The following is a 22,509-nucleotide window of genomic DNA, read 5'->3' on the forward strand; positions in this document are numbered from 1 at the left end:
ATTTGAATGAAAAATGTTTTGGTTTACTGCCGTCAAGGCTTCGAAAAAGATTGTGCGGCGGAATTGTCAGAAGTGGCTAGTAGCAAAGGTTTTTATGGCTACGCTAAGGTTGTTCCTGATGCGGGTTACATTGTGTATAACTTTGATCAGGCGGACGCTGGTGAAACATTGATCCAGCAATTAAATTTTAATCGTCTGATTTTTGCTCGCCAGATTATTGCTGTTAATGATGTGATTGAATTAGAGCAAGGTGGTCGAGTTGAATCCTTGCTTGAAGCGGCTCGTGAGTTGCCATTAGCGGAAGAAATTTGGATTGAAACAGCTGATACAAATGACGCTAAAGCCTTGTCTGGTTTAATAAAGAAACTGGAAAAACCTTTGCGTGAAGGTTGGAAAAGGTCAGGCGTTTTACGTAACAAGGCGGTAGGTGTTCGCCACCATGTATTTATGCTGGATGGTGAGGCTGCTTATTTGGGTGTGTCTTATGCTGCCTGTCGTAGTGAATTTCCTATGGGTATTCGTCGTTTACGTTTTCCAGCAGCAGGTCCGAGTCGTTCAACGCTTAAGCTGGAAGAGGCTTTTCTTCAATTTGTGCCAGAGCAAACGCTAGAAGCGGATTTGACTGAAGGCATGACGGCAGTTGATCTTGGCGCGGCGCCTGGTGGTTGGACTTATCAATTTGTTAAAAAGGGCATTCATGTTATTGCAATCGATAATGGTCCTATGCAAAAAGAATTGATGTCTACTGGGCTGGTTGAGCATGAAAAGGCCGATGGCTTTAAATACGAGCCGCCTTACACAGTGGATTGGTTAGTTTGTGATATGGTCGAGCGCCCAATAAAGGTCGCAGAATTGATGGCTAAATGGCTGGCGAGCGGTTGGACTAGAAGGGCTATTTTTAACCTGAAGCTACCAATGAAAAAGCGTTATCAAGAAGTAACTTTATGCTTGCAGACCATAGAGGGTTTGCTGAGAAAAGCTGGGGTAAGCTATCAGTATCAAGTTAAGCATCTTTATCATGATAGAGAAGAAGTGACTGTTTGCATTATGGTTAAATAATTTTAAGTTAAATCTGATTTTGAATCACTAAAAAGCCCCATATACAAATTTTGTATATGGGGCTTTTTAGTGATTTGGAGAAACTTAAAACAACAATTAAAGAAGTGATGCTTTCTATTAAATGGAGTCTCTGGAGCCGAAAGCAGAATATCCCATTGCTTCTTCCATAAGAGCATCTCTTTCGTAAATGTCGTTACGGAATTCCAGCATGCCATTAGCATTCGGAACAACGGTGAAATAGACTAAATAAACAGGAATGTAGGTTGGTAAGGTAATAACGGTATTACTTCCTGTTTTTAAGGAGTTATTCATATCATTAAACTGTTTGCTGCCTTTGGTTATTTCTTTGGCGAACTCTGTTGGGTTTTCTAGGCGAACACAACCAGAACTAAAGGCTCTATCTTCTTCACGAAATAGATGTTTTGCAGGTGTGTCATGCAAATAAATCTCGTTTTTATTAGGGAACATAAACTTGAATTGGCCAAGTGCGTTGCCTTCATCTGGTTCTTGTTCGAAACGAAAAGCCAGCTTGTCTTCACTAATCGCTTTCCAATTGATTTTGGTTGAATCCAGTTCTTTTGCGCCAATGCTCCAGCTTGAATACACCTTGTAGCCATGCTTAACCAGATAATTTGGATCAGCTTGTAGCTTAGGCAATAGGTTCTCTCTGGCTATGCGATGTGGCACGCGCCATGTAGGGTTGGTTACCATGTAAGTCATCAAGCCTTTGAATACAGGTGTTTTTCTATCTGGCTTGCCGATGACGGCTTTCATTGATGTAAGCTCACCGTTTAGGTACATGTCTACCGTGTAATTTGTTAGGTCAACCCATATGCGGTTAGCTTCTAGTTCGCTTGGCAACCAGCGCCATCTTTCTAGGTTGTAAGCAATTTGTTTTGCGCGTGTTTTTAATGGCACATTGAGCATTTCAATGGTTTTAGAGCCCGCAGCGCCATCGGCGGTAATGTGATGGCGTTGTTGGAAGCGAATGAGGGCTTCTTTTAGGAGGGTATCGAATTGCTCTTCATTCACCTTACGAGTCGAAAAACGAATATCTCCAAGCTGAACTAGTCTTGCTCTAAGCTGTGCAACTCGTGGGCCTTCGTCGCCTGCTGATAAGGGAACGCCAGCATTAACAAAAATATCTTTTTCTTTCGCTGCGAGGTCTTGGTAATACACTAACCATTTTTGCAGGACTTGATATTGTGGGCTGCGAGGAGCTAGTAATGGTAGGGAGTTTACCATGTCTGTTGCTGAATCAAGATACAGTAAGTCTTTCCAATTATTATTGGGTGCATCCAGCTGCCAATTTGGGTCAATTAGCTGCGGCTCGTAGCGACCGTTGCTTAGGTCATGGGCGTAACTGGTTAAAGCGATTGTGCTAATAACGTCCATTTCAGCCAGTTGTTGCGGTGTTGGTTGTTTAAGGGCTAAATATTCTTTAATAGTGCCAGTATGGTAGTGAATTGGATTCAGACCATGAGTATAAGACTGCTCAAGTATGTCGACCAACTTGTATATAGACATGTTTATTTTTTTGTCTTTTATCCAAATTGGGTCGTAACCGCGGTTTTCGTAAGCCTCAAGTACAGTGTGATTAGGCAGGGCCTGGCCAGCTACCGGAGTGAATGCGTTTAGTGTTAATGACACCTGATCTTTCACGCTATTTTCTATTTGAGATTCACTGGGCGGAACGACAACAAACTGTTTGTTTGAGCCAGATGATGAGCAAGCGCTAAGCAACAAGCTGACGCAGAGTAGAGAGAGTAGTTGTTTCGCGGATGTCATTGATATTTCCTTTTTAATGAACTGGTATTTTTGGGGCTAGTTGCATCTTCTAAGTGGGATAATATGTTGATGGCTTCTTCTCTACTGTTGCCACAGGCATATTCTTCAGCAGAGAAATCTGCGCATACTTTTGGTCTTGAGGGATCTCCAAATATAGCGCAGCGATAGTCATCTAGCAGTTGTATGCAAGGTTCTCCTGCCGCTTTTCCATTGGGCATTCCTGGGATTGGAGACGTGATGGAGGGTGCTGTGCAACATGCACCACAACCTGACCGACATTGCATAATAAACAACCTTGCTTGAAATAGGTGAACGTAATCTTTATGTTATTAACCTTGCTGTTTATTTACAAAACAGCAATTTGAGAGTCATTTTAGAGTATCGTAATCGTGGGTCATAGGGGATAATTGAAAAATATAGTCAAAAAAAGCACTGATATCGCTTTTTAGGATAGGATTTTACAAATTATGGTAGAGAAAAAAATATTGGTGGTTGAAGACAGTCCTGTTGTGTTGAAGGTTCTTCATCATCTATTGTCTCAAAACCCTATTTTTACGCCGGTATTGTGTGCCAGTTATAAAGAGGCGGAAGATAAACTAAAAACTTCAAGAGATGCTTTTTTTGCTGCCATTGTCGATCTGAATTTACCAGATGCTGAAAATGGTGAAATTGTTGATCTTGTGTTATCGACAAAAATTCCATGTGTTGTTTTGACGGCAAACTTTGATGATAAGTTGCGACTTAGTCTTTTAAATAAAGGCGTTTTGGATTACATCACCAAAGATAGTCGATATTCGTTTAACCATGTTATTAAAGTGATTGAACGTTTAAATAGGAACCAAGGTATCAAGGTTTTGGTGGCGGAAGATTCCTCAACGAGTCGCTTGTTTATTCGGATTTTACTTGAACAATATCGCTTTAACGTTATAGAAGCTGAAAATGGTCAAGAAGCTTTAGCTAAGTTGGAGGAAGACTCGGAAATTAGGATGCTGATTACTGATCATAATATGCCTTTGGTAAGTGGTTATGATTTAGTGCGCATGCTTAGGTTTAATTCCCGTTTTCAGGATTTGGTGATTATAGGTTTATCGGCAGAAGGGGATAATGCTTTGTCGGCGAAATTTATTAAGGCTGGCGCTAACGATTTTCTGAAAAAGCCGTTTTACCATGAAGAGTTTCATTGTCGCGTAGTTCATAGCTTGGAAGCGCAAGAAATGCTTGAGACTATTCGCGATCTAGCAAATGTTGACCCGCTAACTAAGCTTAAAAATAGGCGTTACTTATTTGATAAAGGTGAGCAGCTGCTTCGCCATAATCCATCTGGTGTTGTGTTGGCTATATTGAATCTCGATCATTTTAAGAGTGTAAATGATACATATGGTCATATTGTTGGTGATAGCTTGTTGGAAGTCATAGGGCGAGAAATTCAGAACGCCTTTCAAAATATGCTGGTGTGTCGTTTTGGTGGTGATGAGTTTTGTATTATTGCTAAATTGGATGGGCAAAATCTAATTAATAGGCTAAATGCTTTTTTAAAGTTTCTTCACCAGAAAGAATTTACAGAAGCTAAAATATCGTTAACGTGTAGTGCAGGAATATGCTGCCAACCTATGAATTCGCTTGAAGAGTTGATTCGAAAGGCTGATAGTAATTTGCAAGAGGCAAAGCGATTGGGTCGAGATAGGATGGTTACTGATCTATAATGTTCTTATTCTTAATAAAAAAATCCCGCAGCAAAGTGCGGGATTTTTTGGTTTCTGGTTAAAGTGCTATATCTAATCGATTAGCCTTTCAGCATTTTCACCAGGATTGGATTGACTAAGCCTGGGTTGGCTTTACCTTGTGATGCTTTCATTACTTGCCCAACAAAGAAGCCTATCATTTTCTTCTGCTTATCTTCGTCTGCGGCCCGGTATTGTTCAACCTGAGCTGCGTTAGCATCCAAGATAGTCTGGATCATGGTTTCAATCGCACCAGTATCTGTTACTTGTTTCAGGCCTTTTGCTTCGATAATTTTATCTGCTGAACCTTCGCCATCCCACATTGCTTGGAAAACATCTTTCGCTGTTTTGCCATTGATGGTGTCGTCTTTGATTCGAACCAATAATTCACCAAATGCCTGAGCACTAACTGGAGAGTTTTCTATGTCTAGCTGATCTTGGTTTAGAAGCTTGCTTAGCTCACCCATTACCCAGTTCGCAGTCAACTTTGCATCGCTAACGACAGTATTAGCTGTTTCAAAATAGTCTGCCATGGCACGAGAAGACGACAGTACGTTTGCGTCATATTCGCTTAGCATATGCTCGCTTTGGAAGCGCGCTGCTTTTTGGCTTGGTAGCTCAGGTAAGGTTGCCTTGATACCGTCAACATATTCTTGTGTTAACACAATAGGAAGTAGGTCTGGGCATGGGAAGTAGCGATAGTCGTTTGCGTCTTCTTTAGAACGCATGCTGCGAGTTTCGTTCTTTTCTGGATCGTACAGGCGAGTTTCCTGAATGATGCGTCCACCGTCTTCTAAAATGTCTGCTTGACGCTCGATCTCCGTGTAGATTGCTTTTTCGATAAAGCGGAACGAGTTGACGTTTTTGATTTCGGTGCGTGTACCGTATTCTTTTTGGCCTTTAGGGCGCAGTGACAAGTTGATGTCACAACGCATTGAGCCTTCTGCCATGTTGCCATCGCAAATGCCAAGGTAAGTCACAATAGAGTGAATCATCTTTACGTAAGCTACGGCTTCTTTTGCAGAGCGAATGTCTGGCTCAGACACAATTTCTAGCAATGGTGTGCTGGAGCGGTTTAAATCTATGCCTGTCATGCCTTGGAAATCTTCATGTAAAGATTTGCCAGCGTCTTCTTCAAGGTGGGCGCGAGTGATGCCAACACGAGAAGTGGTGCCGTCTTCTAGCATTACGTCTAGGTAGCCTTTACCAACAATAGGGTGATCCATTTGACTGGTTTGGTAGCCTTTTGGAAGATCTGGGTAAAAGTAGTTTTTGCGAGCAAAAACCGATGTCATGCCAATTTCAGCATTGATAGCGTGGCCAAACATCACGGCCATGCGCAAGGCTTCCTTGTTGAAAACAGGTAATGCGCCAGGCATGCCTAAATCGACAAGTGTGGTTTGAGTGTTTGGCTCAGCACCAAAGCCAACCGCTGCGCCAGAAAACAATTTTGATTTTGTAGAGAGCTGAGTATGAATCTCAAGGCCAATAACAACTTCCCAATTCATGCTTATGCTCCTTTTGCCATAGTTGGTGTTTGTAAATGCCAGTCAGTGTGTTGTTGATACTGATGCGCTATGTTTAATAGCTTGGCTTCGGCAAAATAGTTACCCATTACTTGAAGTCCGACAGGCATGCCATCAGCAAAGCCTGCAGGAACAGACATGGCAGGGATGCCAGCAAGGTTAACGGATAAGGTGTAGATGTCTTCTAGATACATAGCGACAGGATCGCTGGTTTTGCTGCCAAGACCAAACGCGGTGGTTGGTGCAACAGGGCCCATGATGACATCCACTTCTTCAAATGCTTTGACAAAGTCTTCTTTAATAAGGCGACGAATTTTTTGTGCTTTTAAGTAATAAGCGTCGTAGTAGCCTTCTGATAATGCGTAAGTACCAACCATGATGCGCTTTTGTACTTCTGTACCGAAGCCTTCAGCGCGAGAGCGCGTGTACATATCGAGCAAATCTTTTGGGTCATCACAACGATGGCCAAATCGAACACCGTCAAAGCGGGATAAATTTGAAGAGGCTTCAGAAGGCGCAATGACATAGTAAGATGGAATGCTAAGCTGTAGATTTGGTAGTGAAATCTCTTTTACTGTCGCGCCTAGTTTTTCAAACTCTTTGACAGCTGCCATAATGACGTCAGCTACTTTTGAATCTAGGCCTTCACCAAAGTATTCTTTTGGTAGGCCAATTTTTAAACCGGTTAGTGGTGTATTTAGGTTTGCTAAATAGTCGTCGGTTGGCTTGTCTGCAGAGGTAGAATCTTTTTCGTCAAATCCTGCCATAGCTTGCATTAAATGCGCGCAATCTTCGGCGCTTTTTGCCATTGGGCCGCCTTGGTCGAGGCTTGATGCGTACGCAATCATACCAAAACGAGAAACACGACCGTAAGTCGGTTTAAGGCCTGTGATACCACAGAAAGAAGCTGGTTGGCGAATTGATCCTCCAGTGTCGGTACCTGTTGCGGCAACAGCCAATCCCGCGGCAATAGCTGCAGCTGAGCCGCCAGATGACCCACCAGGAACCATGTCTAAGTTCCAAGGGTTTTTCACCGCACCGTAAAAGCTGTTTTCGTTAGAAGAGCCCATAGCGAACTCATCCATGTTGGTTTTACCCAACATGACGGCGCCAGCTTGTTGAATGCGGCTGGTAACAGTGGATTCATAAGGTGGAATGAAGTTATGCAGCATCTTGGAGCCGCAAGTTGTTAACGTGCCTTCCGTGCAAAATAGATCTTTATGGGCAACAGGGATACCTGTCAAACTGGTGCCTTTTCCGCTTTGAAGAAGTATGTCGGCCGCTGCTGCTTGTTCTAAGGCGCGTTGTTCGCTGACGGTGATGAAACTATTTAGTTGTGGGTCAAGTTTGGCTATACGCGCTAAGAAAAGGCGGGTTAGCTCAACACTGGAAATATCTTTGTTGCGTAATTTTTGTGCTAATGTCGAGATGCTTTGTTCGAACATGCTTGTCTCTCTTAATCGATCACTTTTGGTACAAGGAAAAGGCCGGCTTCAGTCTGCGGTGCGTTCGCTAGGAATGCGTCACGGCGGTTTTCTTCGGTGACTATGTCCTCTCTCAATCTTTGGGTCATTTCAAGCGGATTGGAAAGTGGTTCAACGCCATCGGTATTAACAGATTGCATTTGTTCAACAAGTGATAAAACGCTAGAAAGCGATTGCTGGTATTGATCGGCATCAGCCTCAGTAAGAGCGAGGCGTGCCAAGTGTGCAATTTTTTGCACGTCTTGTTTGTCTATGGACATGTTCCACCTGATATTTTGATTATCGTAAATGGCTGCCATTGTATCTCTTAGTTGTATTGCTATAAAGCGAAGAGGGGGAAAAACAGGGCTTATTTTTTATTTATTAAATTTTTTTTAGTAAACAATGAAATACATAGGAACTTTTTTAAGTTTTACACTGAATCAACTTGCCCATTGGCCCCGTGGTTGTTACATTTTGACGCTGTTCGTATCGTATTATCAGGGTGTAAGAATTCATGTTTAAGAAAATCAGGGGAATGTTTTCAAGCGATTTGTCCATTGACTTAGGAACGGCAAATACCCTTATTTACGTTCGTGGCCGTGGGATTGTGCTTGATGAGCCATCAGTAGTTGCCATTCGTCATAATGGAAATCAGAAAACAGTAGCATCAGTTGGTACCGATGCGAAGCGTATGCTAGGCCGTACTCCAGGTAACATTACGGCTATTCGCCCGATGAAAGATGGCGTTATCGCTGATTTTCATGTCACAGAAAAAATGTTGCAGTATTTTATTTCCAAAGTTCACGAAAATAGTTTTTTGAAACCAAGCCCGCGTGTTTTGGTTTGTGTACCTTGCAAATCTACACAGGTTGAGCGTCGAGCCATCAAAGAATCTGCGTTGGGCGCAGGCGCTCGTGAAGTTTATATTATTGAAGAACCAATGGCTGCGGCGATTGGTGCTGGCCTTCCTGTTGCGGAAGCATCAGGTTCTATGGTGATTGATATCGGTGGTGGTACTACTGAAATCGCTATTATTTCCTTGAATGGCATCGTGACATCTGAATCCATTCGTGTTGGTGGTGATCGCTTTGATGAAGCAATTACAACTTATGTTCGTCGTCAATATGGCAGTTTGATTGGTGATGCAACTGCAGAACGAATCAAGACTGAAATCGGTATGGCTTACCACACTGGTGAAGAGTTACAGATCGATGTTCGTGGTCGTAACTTGGCCGAAGGGATTCCACGCTCATTTGTTTTGAGCAGTACTGAAATTCTCGAAGCACTACAAGAACCTTTGGCGCAAATTGTTCAGGCTATTAAAGGTGTTCTTGAGCAGTCTCCACCAGAATTGGCTGCAGATATCGGTGAAACTGGTTTGGTGTTAACTGGCGGTGGTGCGTTGTTACGTGAAATCGACCGTTTAATCAGCGAAGAAACTGGCTTGCCAGTTATTATTGCTGATGATCCACTAACTTGTGTTGCTCGTGGCGGCGGTATGGCCCTAGAGTTAATGGATAAGCACGCATCTGAGCTTTTTACTGCAGACAATGAGTAAAAGTTAGGAGCGCACCATTAAAAATTCGCTTCAGTATAGTGGCAAGGTGTCTAGCACTCGTTTTGTTGTGCTGGTTATTTTGTCTATGGCGATGATCATTGCAGATGTTCGTTACTCTGTTTTCTCACAAGCAAGGCCTTATTTGACCTTGCTTGTGACTCCTATCCAGGTTGTGGTGAATACGCCTCAGAAAATGCTTAATTGGGCTGGTGAGCATCTTGCAAGTAGAGAAGGATTGGTAAAAGAGAATCAATCCCTGCAATCAGAAATTTTGTTACTGCGCAGTCGTCAGCAGCGTCTCGATTCCCTCCAAGCAGAAAACGTTCGTTTGCGCGAGTTGCTAGATGCTTCTCAACGTGTAGATGAAAAGATTGTTATGGCGGAAGTTATTGGTTTTGATCAGAATGCGTACAGTCATAAATTAATGATAGATAAAGGCTTTTCCTCTGGTGCCTACGTTGGTCAGCCTGTTTTAGACGCAACTGGTGTATTGGGACAGGTAGTAGAAACAGCGGCATACAGTAGTCGAGTATTATTGATTGCCGATGCGAGTCATTTTGTTCCTGTACAGCTTACTAGGACAGGGTTTAGAGGCATTTTGAGAGGCACAGGGAGCTTGAAACGTTTAGAGCTAATGAGTGTTCCTCGATCTGTTGATATCAAGAAGGGCGATATTTTAACCACTTCAGGGTTGGATAAACGTTTTCCGAGTGGCTACCCTGTAGGTGTGGTTAGAAGTGTTAAGTACACGCAAGGTAAGGCTTATGCAGATGTTGACGTCGTTCCTTTAGCTCAGTTGGGACGTAGCCGTCATGTCATGCTCATTGAAAAGCCGAAGGCAGGGCGATAATGAAACCGATTTTTGTTTTTTGTATTACTCTGTTAACGGCTTTAATGCTTGAAGCTATGCCTTTTCCTGAAGAGCTTGTTTGGTTCCGCCCTGAATGGGCGTTGTTGGTTATTCTTTATTGGGTTATTGCTTTGCCATTCCGCGTGGGTGTTGGCTTGGCTTGGTTTCTGGGTTTAATGGTCGATTTATTGCAGGGCGGCATAATAGGTCAACACTCGTTAACTTATGTCATTATCGCCTATACATGCGCTGTGTTTTACAAGCGATTGCGAATGTATCATCGTTGGCAACAGGGCTTTTTTATCTGCTTGCTAGTCAGTATTAATCAGCTGGTTGATTTCTGGATCGATCACTATCTTGGTCATGCTGAGCCGACCTTAATGATCTTTATGCCTGCGGTTATTACTGGGCTATTGTGGCCTTGGTCATTTATTATTTTGCGTAGCGTACGGCGCATTTATGCTATCCGTTAGGCCGTTTTTAGGGAAAGTTTATGCTTGTTTTGGCTTCAGCTTCGCCAAGAAGAAAAGAGCTACTTAGCCTCTTGGTGAAAGAGTTTGAGGTTTTGCCTGCCGATATAGATGAAACTCCAAATCATCAAGAAAAGGCTGAAGAATATGTTGTGCGTATGGCGATTGAAAAAGCGAAAGCGGCATCATTGAAATATCAGCGGCAAGCAGACGTTAACACGTCAGCTATTTTTATAGCCTCAGACACAAGTGTTGTGGTTGATGGTTGTATCTTAGGTAAACCCGCGTCTCTTGAAGATTCTAGATCGATGTTAAGGCTGCTTTCCGGCCGCTCTCACCAAGTTATTACCTCTCTTTGTCTTTGTAATTTAGAACATGAACATGTCGCTACAAAATGTGTTACCAGCGACGTGCTTTTTCGTGAAATCTCAGATGTTGAAATAGATCAATATTGGAAAACTAATGAACCTAAAGATAAAGCTGGCTCTTATGGCATCCAAGGGCTAGGGTCTGTGTTTGTTCGCTCTATTTCAGGATCTTATTCTGCAGTCGTTGGGCTACCGCTTTATGAAACGGCGCAATTATTAACCCAATTTGGAATTCATTCACTAGAGGAAATGTCTCATGAGTGAAGATGTACTCATTAATGTTACTCCTATGGAGATTCGTGTTGCTCTAGTTGAAAACGGTGTATTGCAAGAAGTTTACATTGAGCGCTCTAGTCGTAAAGGAATTGTCGGTAATATTTATCAAGGTAAGGTGGTTCGTGTCCTACCTGGTATGCAGGCAGCTTTTGTAGACATTGGTCTTGAAAGAGCGGCGTTTATTCATGTATCAGAAGTCGTAAATCGTGATGCTGTTAACCCAAGTGATCAGATAGGTGATTATTTGCGTGAAGGGCAATCGCTTGTGGTTCAAGTGACAAAAGACCCTATTAGTTCTAAGGGGGCGCGTTTAACCACTCATCTGTCTATCCCTTCTCGTTACCTAGTTTATATGCCAGATCAAGCGCATGTCGGTGTAAGCCAAAGAATAGAAGACGAAGTTGAGCGCGAACGTCTTAAGTCATTAGTATCAGAAGCTCTAACGGATGCTGATGAAAACAGTGGCTATATATTGCGAACCGCTGCCGAACGAGCCGGTGAAGAAGAGATTCTTGCTGATATCAAATTTCTAACACGATTATGGCAGTCTGTTAAACGCCGCATGCAAAATGCAAAAGCGCCTTCTATTATTTATGAAGATCTACCTCTGCATTTGCGTACTATGCGAGATTTGGTGGGATTAACAACGGAAAAAATCCGCATAGATTCTAAAGAAAACTACGCCAAGCTTCGGGCATTTGCCGAAGACTTTATACCTGAGTTGAGAGATCGTATTGAGTACTACCCAGGTGAGCGTCCAATTTTTGACCTATACAGTGTTGAAGATGAGATTCACAAAGCATTAGACCGTAAAGTGCAGTTGAAATCTGGTGGTTATTTGTTGGTTGAGCAAACCGAATCAATGACCACTATAGATGTGAATACCGGTGCTTTTGTGGGTAGTCGTAATCTTGAAGAGACTATCTACAAAACCAATCTTGAAGCTGCGACAGCAATAGGGCGACAGCTCAGATTAAGAAACCTTGGTGGCATTATCATCATCGACTTTATTGATATGGAAGATGAAGAACATAAACGTCAAGTGCTGCGTATGCTCGAAAAAATATTAGACGCGGATCATGCCAAAACCAAAATCACTGGTGTCTCGGAACTTGGTTTAGTAGAAATGACAAGGAAAAGAACTCGCGAGAGTCTTGGTCAGACTTTGTGTGAGCCTTGTCGGTCTTGTCGTGGCAGTGGTTTGGTGAAAACGCCTGAAACCGTTTGTTATGAAGTATTTCGTGAAATTTTAAGAGCAGATCGTGCTTATAATTCTCAAACCTATACCGTTTTGGCGGCAAGCACAGTAGTTGAACGTTTCCTTGACGAGGAAAGTGCTGCCGTTGCTGAATTGGAAGCTTTTATTGGTAAGACGATTCGTTTTCAAGTGGACTCTGTCTACACGCAAGATCAATATGATGTTGTTTTGCGCTAGCAAAAAAAGGCCTTAAGATGCGTTGGTTGTTGCGTAAACTGATCCTTTTTATTTTTTGGGGAGCAATTGCTTTATCGGCATTGCTTGCTATTTTTGCCGTCAGTGTTGGGCAGTTGCTGCCTTATCTAGACCATTATCGTCCTCAAATAGAGCATAATCTTCAACAAATTATGGGCTATCCCGTTACGCTAGAAGAAATTGGTGGTCGCCTTGAAGGTGTTGATCCAACGGTTTCTATTAGTGGATTTCATTTGCAAGCAAATGGCCAATCTGCGATCACTGTTAATGAAATGCGAGTGCGATTAGATACGGTTAAGTCACTTCTTACTTTGAGCCCTCAGTTCACCTACATTCGATTTGTACGGCCTAAAGTTGGTTTGCAGGAAAGCGATGGTCAGTGGCGACTAAATGGCGCGACACCTTCGCGTAATGTCGGCAATGAAGTGGGTGTTGAACGTGTTTTAGATTATTTATCCGCACAAAGAAATTTTTCTATTTATGACGCTGAATTGGAAATTGACAGTGATCAATTTGGTCAGCATTCAGTACGCATTCCTCATGTATATATATTTCAAAAGTCGTTTGAATCGTTATTAACGTCAGAGCTCTATTTAGACGACTATCAATCACCTTTTCATTTAGACGCTCGCATTGATCAGACTCGTAGTTTACTGGGTAATTATCGAGTTAAAGCATCGATTAAAGCACCATTATTTTCCATTCCTTTAAATGATATGTTACCAGATAATCCTTATTCGCTATCTTCTATAGAGTTTGGTGGTGATATTTGGTTGGATGCGTTAGTTGGCAAGGAACTAGAAGTAAGAACTGAGGCAACGCAGTTAAATGTGGCGTTTGATGATGGCCAGAAATATGAGGTGACATCCTCTATTAAGCTTCGATATTCTCAAAAGCATCCGAGTGTACGGATGGATGTTCACGACATGCTCATCAAAGATAAAGATGGCTTAAATTATCCGACAACGGATCTATTATTTGACTGGTCGTCGGTGACTAATCGCTCGAATATCAGCTTTGCGCGAGCGGATTTAGGTTTAGCACATAAAATCGCGGCTCATTTTTTGCCTGAAGATACAAATGCATCAAAAATTTTGAACGGACTTGATCCAAGTGGAATGGCCAAAAATGGTTCTGTTAGCTTATGGCGTGAAAATGGTGAATTGTCTTTTCAATTTTTAAGTAATCTACAGTCCGCTTCTATCAAAGGTTATAACGGTATTCCCAAGGCAAGTAATATTAATGCTGTGCTTAGCCTTTCTGATGAAAGCGGCTATGTCGATTTCCGCGGCAGAGACAGTGAAATAGCTTTCGACACTATATATGACGAGTCTTGGCGCACTAGCTTTTTGTCAGGTTATGTTAGTTGGCAGCAACAACAAGATGTTTTCTTGGTAGAAGGTCGTGATTTAGCCGTCCAACGTAATGGCGCGAATGTAAGTGGTGGTTTTCGATTAGAAGTGCGTGACACTGAACCTGATTGGATTGCATTGGACTTACATGGCAGTAATCTCTCGGTTACGGATCGTTTAACGTATCTTCCTCCAAAAGCTCTTAGTGATGATGTCATGTCATGGATAAAAGGGGCGTTTGCAGATACTGGTAAAGTAGACAATGTTGATGTCTTAGTTCAAAGCGAATTATCCGATGACGCTGAACCACATGTTCGTGTGCAGTTAGATGTAAGTAATGCAGATGTGACGTTTGATGAAAATTGGCCTACAGCAACTAACGTAAATGGTTTTTTTGAATTTAATGAAGTTGGTGTTTCGGTTCAGGTCAAATCAGGTAATTTACTTGATTTACCTGTCAGCAATTTATTATTAACGGTTCCTATTTCGAATGGCTCTGCTGATTGGTTAAACCTTAAAGGGAAGGTTAGTAATAACGCGCCGCTTATTTTAGCAACCTTGAGGGCAACTCCACTGGCAGACTCAGTTTTACAGCCGTTTGCCAATTGGCAATTGGGCGGTAAAGTCAAAGGCAGTTTTGATGTTGCAGTTCCCTTTAAAGAAGGCGTTGAACCAAAAGTACAATTGAATCTTGATTTCAAAGACAACCTTTTAGCGATCAATGATATTGACCTTTCTACCCACGTTACAAATGGGCACTTAAGCTATAGTTCAGAGCAAGGTATAACCAATTCAGAATTTGATGCTCAGGTTTTGGGCGGATCATCGCATCTTATACTATCGTCTGCTGCAGCATCTAACGGTGGGCTTGCTGTCTTCGGCGATTTTGCAGGTGACGTTGATGTAAAGCAGGTAGCGGCTTGGCAGAAATTACCAGAAGCAGCACTCAAAAAAGTATCTGGAAATGCGGCTTATACTGGACGCTTATCGGTTAATCAGTCACAAGATGGTCAAGTTGATTTAGTGATTGATAGTGATTTGCTTGGTGCGAATATTAACTTGCCTGAGCCTGTTGGTAAAAATGCAGTAGAAGCCAAAGCATTGCATATAAAAGTGATGCAGCACGAAAAAGATATTGTTATTGATGCGGATTATGCGACCTTATCCAAGGCAAGAATTTTGCTGCAAGATAGTGAATTTGCGGGTGGAGAGGTGATTTTAAATGGCGGAAAAGACCAAACTTTAAATGCCAAAATTCCGAAAGGATTGGTTCTAACCGGTGACTTTGATCGATTCTATGTTCAAGATTGGCAATCCGCTTTTACTGATTTATCCAGTGATGTATCAACGTCTTCGGAGGGCGCTGAGGTTCCAGATGTCCCTGAATGGCTAAGTAAAGTAGACCTAATTGTTGATGAAGTAATCGTTAATCCTAGTAACACTTGGCACAACTTTAAAGTAGCTTATAACTCGGCGACAAATAAGTCGTTATTTGTTAGTTCTGATGAAATGAACTTTTCTTTACTTAATAAAGATGGAACTCCAGATCTGCATTTTGGGTTTTTAAGTTGGAATACTTCACCAGCTGACCCTTCTGAGCCTGAATCTAAGTCATCGCCGATTTCAGCAAAACAAATACCTAACATGACCTTGTCAGTTGATCAGCTATATTTTAATGAAAATCCTTATGGTGATTGGCAATTAGCTATTTTCAGAGAGGGCGATGTTGTTCGCATAGATCCTATTTCGTCTAAATTACAAACAGGTAGTCTAAAAGGCAGTTTGTTTTGGCAAGACAAAGGAGACAATTCCAGTGTCGAGCTAGCAATGGCGGCAAGTGGTGCTGATCTAGCAGAATTGACGAAAAAGTTTTCGAATGATGCATTTGTATCCTCTAAAAAATATAAATTTGATGTCGGTTTGAGCTGGAAAGGTCATCCGTTCTACTTTGATCGTGAGTCTGTTTCAGGCCGTATTAGCTTCTCGGCTGAAGATGGTAATTTTAGTAAAGTAGATGAGTTACCGGCATTCTTAAAAGCATTAGGTATCTTTAATATTGGCGCGCTTAGTCGACGTTTATTATTAGACTTCTCTGATGTGTACGAACCAGGTTTAACTTATGACAAATTTAGTGGCGCACTTTCTCTTGATAAGGGAATTTTAAAAACCACATCACCTATTTCAATTATTGCTCCTTCAGCTGAGTTGGTTGTTACTGGGGAAGCTAATATTGTGACTGAAACATTAAATGAAAAGCTGACCGCAACTTTTCCTTTAACAGGAACTCTTCCATTGGCTGGATTGTTATGGGGCACACCACAATTAGCTGGATTACTATTTATTACTGACAAATTAATCGGTGATCAGTTGTCAAAAGTAACCAGTGTGCAATACAAAGTAGAAGGCTCATTTAATGACCCTGTTATGACGCCGATCCGCTATCAACCATTAGAGAAAACGAAATAATGAGTACTTTATGTGTTGCTGCTATTCAATTAACTAGCACGATAAGTTGGCAAGACAACTTACATGAAGTGAAGCATCTTGTTGCTTCTGCAGCAAGAGACGGTGCTCGATTGGTTGTATTACCAGAAAACGTATTTTTGTTTCATGGTAAAGGAATGCGAAGCCTAGCTGAATCTGATGATCAGAGCGTCATATTCAAAGAAATATCAGCACTTGCTCAAGAACACTCAATCTATCTTGTGGTTGGATCACATCCTTCGCTATTAAGACCTAGCGGCAATCTGGTTGCAGATGAACGAGTAAGACAAACATGTTGGGTTATTGGGCCTGACGGTCTCTTACATGAGCGCTATGATAAAATTCATTTGTTTGATGTAACCGTTGATGATAAAGCGACGTCTTACAAAGAGTCCGGAGTTATTGAACCGGGAGAGTTGGCTTTAAAAGTAATTGACGTAGATGGTTTTAAAGTAGGTCTGAGCATTTGTTACGACCTGCGCTTTCCGGAGCTCTACCGAGAATTGACTAAGTTAGGCGCTGAAGTATTGTTAGTACCAGCAGCATTTACTTATGTAACTGGAAAAGCACACTGGGATATTCTTTTGGCCGCACGAGCGATCGAGAATCAGTGTTACGTTCTTGGCGTTGGTCAATGTGGTTGGCATAATGAAACTAGACAAACCTATGGTCACAGTGTTCTGTACTCTCCATTCGGCGAACGTCTAGCCTCTTTAGAAGAAGAGCCTGGGTATTTCGTTTTTAATATGACAAAGACGACATTAAGTAATTGTAGACAAAAAATGCCTTGTCTTTCACACCGTAGACTCCCATAACAAGCCTTCCCCCAAGCCTTCTTAAGACCTTTGAGAGGGCATCAATTTTAAAATAATCACTATAGATTATAGAAATATTAATTCAGATTATTTGCTTTTACCAAATCAGATATTCCCTGCTAAGCTTAGTATTCCTGCTTGATTAGCCTGAGAATGGAGGGCTGTCTGATGTATCTACAAACTACACAAACCATAACACTACCAAGTACTATTTTTATCTCAGAGTCAGCCATGGCTAGCCATTATTCTCTTAGTGATGAATACAGCGAATATGATGAATACGACGAAGGTGATGATGAACCATATTATGGTGACCCAAGTGATAGCGATGATGACTTCTGGGATGACTCAAACGACGATTGATTATTAAAGAACTGTCGATAAGTATTTTTTAGTTCTGACAGGGTATTGCTGTCGCGCAACTTATTATACTAAGAGCCTCTGTTGAGGCTCTTTTTTTACCTTTTTAGCCGGTTTTTCGTTGATCGATAAGCGTAGATTTATTGGAGTAACATCTAATAATCATTAGACGTTACTCTTTGGAAAATGTTATCTGTACATTTCTCCGCCCCAATTCTTGTGGTAGATTGGTAGCCTCTTCTATATGCCCAATACGTGTGTATGAGTATGAAGTATTAAACGTTTTATAGAAGACAACCATAGTGCGCGATCCCCATAACATTAGATCCCCGTTATTAATTGTGCCAGGTCGATAGGTATCAGTTGACAGTGCTTTTGGTAAATCGGCTTCCTTCTCGTTACTGTTCAGATCATCCATGTCTAGGGTTAGCGGTAACATAGCCGCAAATTCACGTGCCGCATCAGTGTCGGCTAAGGTCGCTGCGAAACGATGTTCTCCAATGGTTATCCACATCTGTGATTCTTCCAAGTTTATGGATGCTGGTTGAGCAGTGACAGGTTTTGTTGTTGACTGCGCTGTATAGCCTTTACCGATCGTCAGTAAAAGCAGCAATGAAAGGCCAACTCGCTTCAGAATTCTTACATGCTGACGGCCCGCAATTAAGATTGAAATGTTTGCTTTATCCGAATAGGTTTGAAAGGATTTATTCATAATAGGGTCCTCATTATTTTATTTTTGTATATAGATAGGTACGTTACTGTATTGGCATGCGAGATGCGTGAAACGTCAGAAAGGCGCTAATGAGTAAGACAGCAGCACTGGCAATAAAGGTGCTTTGGTAGCCGTCTGCGTCGAAGAGTATGCCGCCTATTGTCGAACCCAATGCAATGGATAATTGAACCACTGCAACCATCAGACCGCCGCCAGCTTCTGCGTTATGTGGCATTGCTTTCGCCAGCCAAGTCCACCAAGCGACAGGTGCAGCAGTTGCGACTAGCCCCCACATTGCCAGTAGTAAAGCGACAGGTGCAACATCGCTTCCAGCAGGAATCAGCATTACAGCAATTGCTGCCATAAAAACGGGAATGCCAATAAGCAGACCATATAAAGTACGTTTTAGTATTGAGCTGATGATTAACGTACCGATAAACCCTGAAAATCCAATAGTGAGTAATAGAAGCGATAGTGTTGATACGCTGGTTTGTGTGACGGTTTCAAGGAAAGGGCGTAGATAAGTGAAGAGGGCAAACTGACCCATAAAAAAAGCACCACATCCAGCCATACCATAGGCAACCGCGCGGCTTTTTAGTGCCTTGAGAATATTGCCGGAACCCGGTGTACTTGCTTTCCCTTTCATAGAAGGTAATGCCATCCACTGCCAGATTAAGGTGATCAGTGCGATGGGAATGATAGCTAAAAATGCGCCTCGCCATCCTACTATAGAGCCCAAATAACTCCCCAATGGTGCGGCAATTACTGTTGCCAGTGCATTGCCACCATTAAAAATGGCCAGAGCTTTAGGTACTTTATTAGATGGAACTAATCGAATCGCCATGGCGGCGGACATCGACCAAAATCCACCGATGACTACACCGATGAGCGCACGACCAAGCATATAGGTCGGATAATTTGGCGCTAGCGCGACAATGCTTCCAGAGATCCCCATCAAGACTGTTAGCATCAGCATTAACTTTTTGCGGTCCATAGTGCCAATTAGCATAGGCAGTAAAAGGCTGGTTAGTACGGCAAAGGCGCCAGAAATCGCAATACCTTGGCCAGCCATTCCTTCCGTAATTTGTAAGTCGCTGGCAATGGGTGTTAGCAGACTAACAGGCATAAATTCGGACGCTATCAGCGTGAATACGCATAGAGACATGGCAAAAACGCCACTCCAATGAGCCGTGTTATCAGTCTTGTCTGTTGATGTTCCATCATGAATATCAGATGTGGTGAGTGCCATAGTTTTTTGTTACGCCTCGGTTTTTACAAAAAAGCACCACGCGAGCTCAAAGAGCCGCATGGTGCAGAAGTTACTTCAACTATTTTGATGCCGATTAGGCTAGGTGTTGCTTAAAGAAGCTTGTTAGCTTGTCGAATGGGATGACATCCACTTGATCATATAAATCAACATGGCTTGCCCCAGGAATGATCATCATCTCTTTTGGTTCAGCCGCATTTTCATAGGCTGTTTTGCCCATATAAAGCGAATGTGCTTTTTCGCCATGGATGAACAAAACCGGACGAGGGGAAATCTCAGAGATATAGGTTAGTAACGGCATATTCATAAAAGATAATGGCGTCGTCTGTGACCAAGCGTTACCAGAATTCACCGCACGTGGGTGATAGCCACGAGGTGTCATGTAGTAATCATGATAATCGAGCATGAATTGCGGCTCGCCACCTTTTAATACGTTGTAGGGTGCTTGGTAAGCTGGAGCTGCTTTACCTGCATCTTCCCAACGTTGTTGGCTTAATTGTTTCAGTCCTTGTGTACGCTGTTCTAGGGTGACGCTGTCGTTATAGCCTTTTGACATGACTCGAGTCATATCATACATAGTGCTTGCTACAACTGCTTTGACGCGTTTATCGACAGCAACGGCATTTAATGCCATTCCACCCCAACCACAGATGCCTATCATTCCTATACGTTCACGATCCACATTGCCTTGCATACCAATGCAGTCTACTGCAGCGCTAAAGTCTTCTGTATTGATGTCTGGCGAAGCAATGTTACGAGGCTCACCACCACTTTCACCTGTATAAGATGGATCAAAAGCAAGAGTGACGAAGCCACGCTCTGCCATTATTTGAGCATACAGACCAGAAGATTGCTCTTTCACCGCACCGAAAGGGCCACCAACGACAATGGCTGGTAATTTGCCAGACGCATTTTTGGGTTGGTAAAGATCAGCGGCAAGGGTAATACCATAGCGGTTCTTGAACGTAATTTTTTTATGGTCAACCTTGTCACTTTTGGCGAATTTTTTATCCCATTCATCGCTTAGTTTTATTGATGACTGAGCAAAGGTTTTGCCAGTAGTTAGAGAAGCAACGCCTAGTGCAACCATACCTGCGCCAGTTAGTTTCATCATATTGCGACGTCCCTCATCAGGAACATCCTTTTCAGTTAAAACATTTGTAATTTCAGTATGTTTATCCATGGTCATTCTCCAGATAAGTAAGTTAGGCAAAACGGTTGTCGATCACAAAGAGGCATTGAACATCGTCTTTCTGAAAGCATTCATTAGCATCTAGTTTTACAGCTCTGGGTATTTGGGGGTTAGCAGGATCCTGCCTGATTCTTGCCTGATACTCCTGAATGGCAGAATTTCACGTGACCTAGGGTAGTGCACTAATTATTATGGAAAGATCATATTTTGAAGATATTCAATGCGACTCAACGCACTCAAAAGACTAGAAGTAAATACATGAATAGAGATATCAGCAGCATACAAAAAGACTTGGCTAAGGCTATCGAAGAAAAAACAATAGGGCAGGAAGATTGCGCTACGTTAATCGAAAACCTATCTTTTTTTCGCCGAGAAGTAATAACGGAACCTTGTCCTTGCACGATTGAAGCAAGTGTTCTTTTTGTCGTTCAAGGCACTAAGCAGTTGTTGGTCGGGGAGCAAAACTTCATTTATGACACTCAGCATTTTTTATTGAACTCACTCGATTTGCCTGCAAGTTCACAAGTGCTCGATGCCAGTCCAGATCTTCCTTGCTTAGGGCTAATGCTCAAGCTAGATATGCTACTTATGGCAGATATTATTGCGCAAAATGGCATGCCTCCTCCTTATGAAAGTTCTATTAGTGGAAGCTCGGCAATAGGAACGGTTACTTCATCGTTATTGGAGCCTTTTACTCGTTTATTGGCTTTACTTGATGAGCCTGATGCCATAGCCACGTTATCTCCTCTCATTGTGAGAGAGATTCATTATCGACTGTTGAATAGTGATCTAGCGGGTCGGCTTTGGCAGATTGCCTCGACAGGTAGTCAGGCCCACAGAATTTCACGAGCCGTAACTTGGCTTAGAACACATTATGCAAAATCCTTTCAGATTGAAGAGTTGGCTGCTTATGTTCAAATGAGTAGCACCACTTTGTACCATCATTTTCGTGAACACACAGCGATGAGTCCTTTGCAGTATCAGAAATGGTTACGCCTGAACGAAGCGAAGCGCTTGATGCTAAATGACAGTCTTGATGCTTCAAGTGCAGCATTCAAAGTAGGTTACGAAAGTCCTTCTCATTTCAGCCGCGAATATGCTCGCCTCTTTGGGCAATCGCCAAAGCGACATATCGAAGCATTACGAAAAGGGGCTGAGTCTAATATTTGACGAATCGCCACGAATGTAAAAATCACCCTTAAATAAAGTGAATCTATACCAACGCATCAAAAGCAAAGTCACTAGCAGGCACTCCCCACCGGAAATGAAAGGCAACTGATTTATCGATAAAGTCACCGCATGACGCAACAGTAAATCATGGTATATGTGTTCCGTAGTGGCGAGTGAAGTGGTTTGAGTTTGGGGGATTAAAAATTGTGTGCGCTTTGTACTGGTAGTAAATAAGAAAGTCTTTTAGTATCAATGAATAAGGATTTATAGCCTAGAAATAATAGCCTGTAGATAAAAGACTAAACGCGCATGCTCGTTTTTCCAGTTTCAGTTTCTATGAGTGATTTCATAAAGTAACTTTGATTCAGTTACTTACGGCGTTCATCAGAGCTTTTTGTAATTGTCTAAACGCGCATGCGTATTGACAAGATTTTATACGTAATTAGAGGTGATCATGTTAAACGAGCTATTAAAATTGCTTAATTATAAGTGGACTTCCCTAAGTTTGCTAGACAGTAGTTTCTTCTAAAAAATACATTTCTTCGAACTTTGCAGGTGACACGCCGCCTGTATGAGAATGACGTTTTATCGGATTGTAGAACATCTCAATAAAATTAAATAT

At 42.2% G+C, this 22,509-nt stretch carries 19 protein-coding genes; 11 read left to right on the forward strand and 8 right to left on the reverse strand.

Features of this window, described 5'->3' with window-relative positions:
* The first annotated feature begins 6 nt into the window (after window positions 1-6).
* Window positions 7-1,059, forward strand: coding sequence for a 23S rRNA (cytidine(2498)-2'-O)-methyltransferase RlmM (gene rlmM, locus BUA59_RS17220; protein WP_072840915.1), 1,053 nt, complete (start codon window positions 7-9; stop codon window positions 1,057-1,059).
* Between the two features lie 117 nt (window positions 1,060-1,176).
* Here rlmM and BUA59_RS17225 read toward each other — a convergent pair whose 3' ends face one another.
* The gene (locus tag BUA59_RS17225; RefSeq protein WP_072840916.1) at window positions 1,177-2,847 is read right to left on the reverse strand and encodes a L,D-transpeptidase family protein; all 1,671 of its coding nucleotides are present in this window, start codon (window positions 2,845-2,847) and stop codon (window positions 1,177-1,179) included.
* Entirely contained in the window at window positions 2,844-3,131 is a 288-nt protein-coding gene (locus tag BUA59_RS17230) for a YkgJ family cysteine cluster protein (RefSeq protein ID WP_072840917.1), read from the reverse strand. Before BUA59_RS17230 ends, BUA59_RS17225 begins: the two co-directional genes overlap by 4 nt.
* 183 nt (window positions 3,132-3,314) lie before the next feature.
* Here BUA59_RS17230 and BUA59_RS17235 point away from each other — a divergent pair, with 183 nt between their 5' ends.
* Window positions 3,315-4,550, forward strand: a complete 1,236-nt coding sequence (locus BUA59_RS17235; protein ID WP_072840918.1) for a GGDEF domain-containing response regulator — start codon at window positions 3,315-3,317, stop codon at window positions 4,548-4,550.
* Between the two features lie 80 nt (window positions 4,551-4,630).
* Here BUA59_RS17235 and gatB read toward each other — a convergent pair whose 3' ends face one another.
* Genes gatB through gatC form a run of 3 tightly spaced genes read right to left on the reverse strand, consistent with a single transcriptional unit; the run spans window position 4,631 to window position 7,838 of the window.
* Window positions 4,631-6,076: an Asp-tRNA(Asn)/Glu-tRNA(Gln) amidotransferase subunit GatB gene (gatB, locus tag BUA59_RS17240; protein ID WP_072840919.1), complete on the reverse strand. Its 1,446-nt coding sequence runs from the start codon at window positions 6,074-6,076 to the stop codon at window positions 4,631-4,633.
* A 2-nt stretch (window positions 6,077-6,078) separates the two neighbouring features.
* Complete coding sequence (gene gatA / locus BUA59_RS17245) at window positions 6,079-7,539, reverse strand: Asp-tRNA(Asn)/Glu-tRNA(Gln) amidotransferase subunit GatA (protein WP_072840920.1); 1,461 nt, start codon at window positions 7,537-7,539, stop codon at window positions 6,079-6,081.
* Between the two features lie 11 nt (window positions 7,540-7,550).
* On the reverse strand, window positions 7,551-7,838 hold the full coding sequence (gene gatC, locus BUA59_RS17250; RefSeq protein WP_072840935.1) for an Asp-tRNA(Asn)/Glu-tRNA(Gln) amidotransferase subunit GatC: 288 nt from the start codon (window positions 7,836-7,838) through the stop codon (window positions 7,551-7,553).
* Between the two features lie 236 nt (window positions 7,839-8,074).
* Here gatC and BUA59_RS17255 point away from each other — a divergent pair, with 236 nt between their 5' ends.
* The 8 genes from BUA59_RS17255 (at window position 8,075) to BUA59_RS17290 (ending at window position 17,549) form a co-directional block, all read left to right on the forward strand.
* Window positions 8,075-9,118, forward strand: a complete 1,044-nt coding sequence (locus BUA59_RS17255; protein ID WP_012069640.1) for a rod shape-determining protein — start codon at window positions 8,075-8,077, stop codon at window positions 9,116-9,118.
* A gap of 46 nt (window positions 9,119-9,164) precedes the next feature.
* Window positions 9,165-9,968 carry a rod shape-determining protein MreC gene (gene mreC / locus BUA59_RS17260; protein WP_072840921.1) on the forward strand — a complete coding sequence of 268 codons (804 nt, stop codon included), beginning with the start codon at window positions 9,165-9,167 and terminating at the stop codon, window positions 9,966-9,968.
* Window positions 9,968-10,441, forward strand: a complete 474-nt coding sequence (mreD, locus tag BUA59_RS17265) for a rod shape-determining protein MreD (protein ID WP_072840922.1) — start codon at window positions 9,968-9,970, stop codon at window positions 10,439-10,441. Before mreC ends, mreD begins: the two co-directional genes overlap by 1 nt.
* 20 nt (window positions 10,442-10,461) lie before the next feature.
* Window positions 10,462-11,070, forward strand: a complete 609-nt coding sequence (locus tag BUA59_RS17270; protein ID WP_072840923.1) for a Maf family protein — start codon at window positions 10,462-10,464, stop codon at window positions 11,068-11,070.
* A complete protein-coding gene (rng, locus tag BUA59_RS17275; protein ID WP_072840924.1) occupies window positions 11,063-12,517 on the forward strand; it encodes a ribonuclease G in 1,455 nt (484 codons plus the stop codon). The genes BUA59_RS17270 and rng overlap by 8 nt, the downstream gene beginning before the upstream one ends.
* 17 nt (window positions 12,518-12,534) lie before the next feature.
* On the forward strand, window positions 12,535-16,353 hold the full coding sequence (locus BUA59_RS17280) for a YhdP family protein (RefSeq protein WP_072840925.1): 3,819 nt from the start codon (window positions 12,535-12,537) through the stop codon (window positions 16,351-16,353).
* A complete protein-coding gene (locus BUA59_RS17285) occupies window positions 16,353-17,186 on the forward strand; it encodes a carbon-nitrogen hydrolase family protein (protein ID WP_072840926.1) in 834 nt (277 codons plus the stop codon). Before BUA59_RS17280 ends, BUA59_RS17285 begins: the two co-directional genes overlap by 1 nt.
* A gap of 168 nt (window positions 17,187-17,354) precedes the next feature.
* A complete protein-coding gene (locus BUA59_RS17290; RefSeq protein ID WP_072840927.1) occupies window positions 17,355-17,549 on the forward strand; it encodes a hypothetical protein in 195 nt (64 codons plus the stop codon).
* Between the two features lie 169 nt (window positions 17,550-17,718).
* Here BUA59_RS17290 and BUA59_RS23495 read toward each other — a convergent pair whose 3' ends face one another.
* The 3 genes from BUA59_RS23495 to BUA59_RS17305 form a co-directional block, all read right to left on the reverse strand.
* Complete coding sequence (locus BUA59_RS23495; protein WP_084122511.1) at window positions 17,719-18,258, reverse strand: cyclophilin-like fold protein; 540 nt, start codon at window positions 18,256-18,258, stop codon at window positions 17,719-17,721.
* 43 nt (window positions 18,259-18,301) lie between these two features.
* Window positions 18,302-19,507, reverse strand: coding sequence for an MFS transporter (locus BUA59_RS17300; RefSeq protein ID WP_072840928.1), 1,206 nt, complete (start codon window positions 19,505-19,507; stop codon window positions 18,302-18,304).
* A gap of 94 nt (window positions 19,508-19,601) precedes the next feature.
* On the reverse strand, window positions 19,602-20,708 hold the full coding sequence (locus tag BUA59_RS17305) for an alpha/beta hydrolase (RefSeq protein WP_072840929.1): 1,107 nt from the start codon (window positions 20,706-20,708) through the stop codon (window positions 19,602-19,604).
* A gap of 267 nt (window positions 20,709-20,975) precedes the next feature.
* Between BUA59_RS17305 and BUA59_RS17310 the strand changes: the two genes are divergently transcribed.
* Complete coding sequence (locus BUA59_RS17310; RefSeq protein ID WP_072840930.1) at window positions 20,976-21,887, forward strand: AraC family transcriptional regulator; 912 nt, start codon at window positions 20,976-20,978, stop codon at window positions 21,885-21,887.
* The last annotated feature ends 622 nt before the right edge of the window (window positions 21,888-22,509 follow it).

Origin of the sequence: Marinomonas polaris DSM 16579 (assembly GCF_900129155.1) — a bacterium.
Lineage (GTDB): Bacteria > Pseudomonadota > Gammaproteobacteria > Pseudomonadales > Marinomonadaceae > Marinomonas > Marinomonas polaris.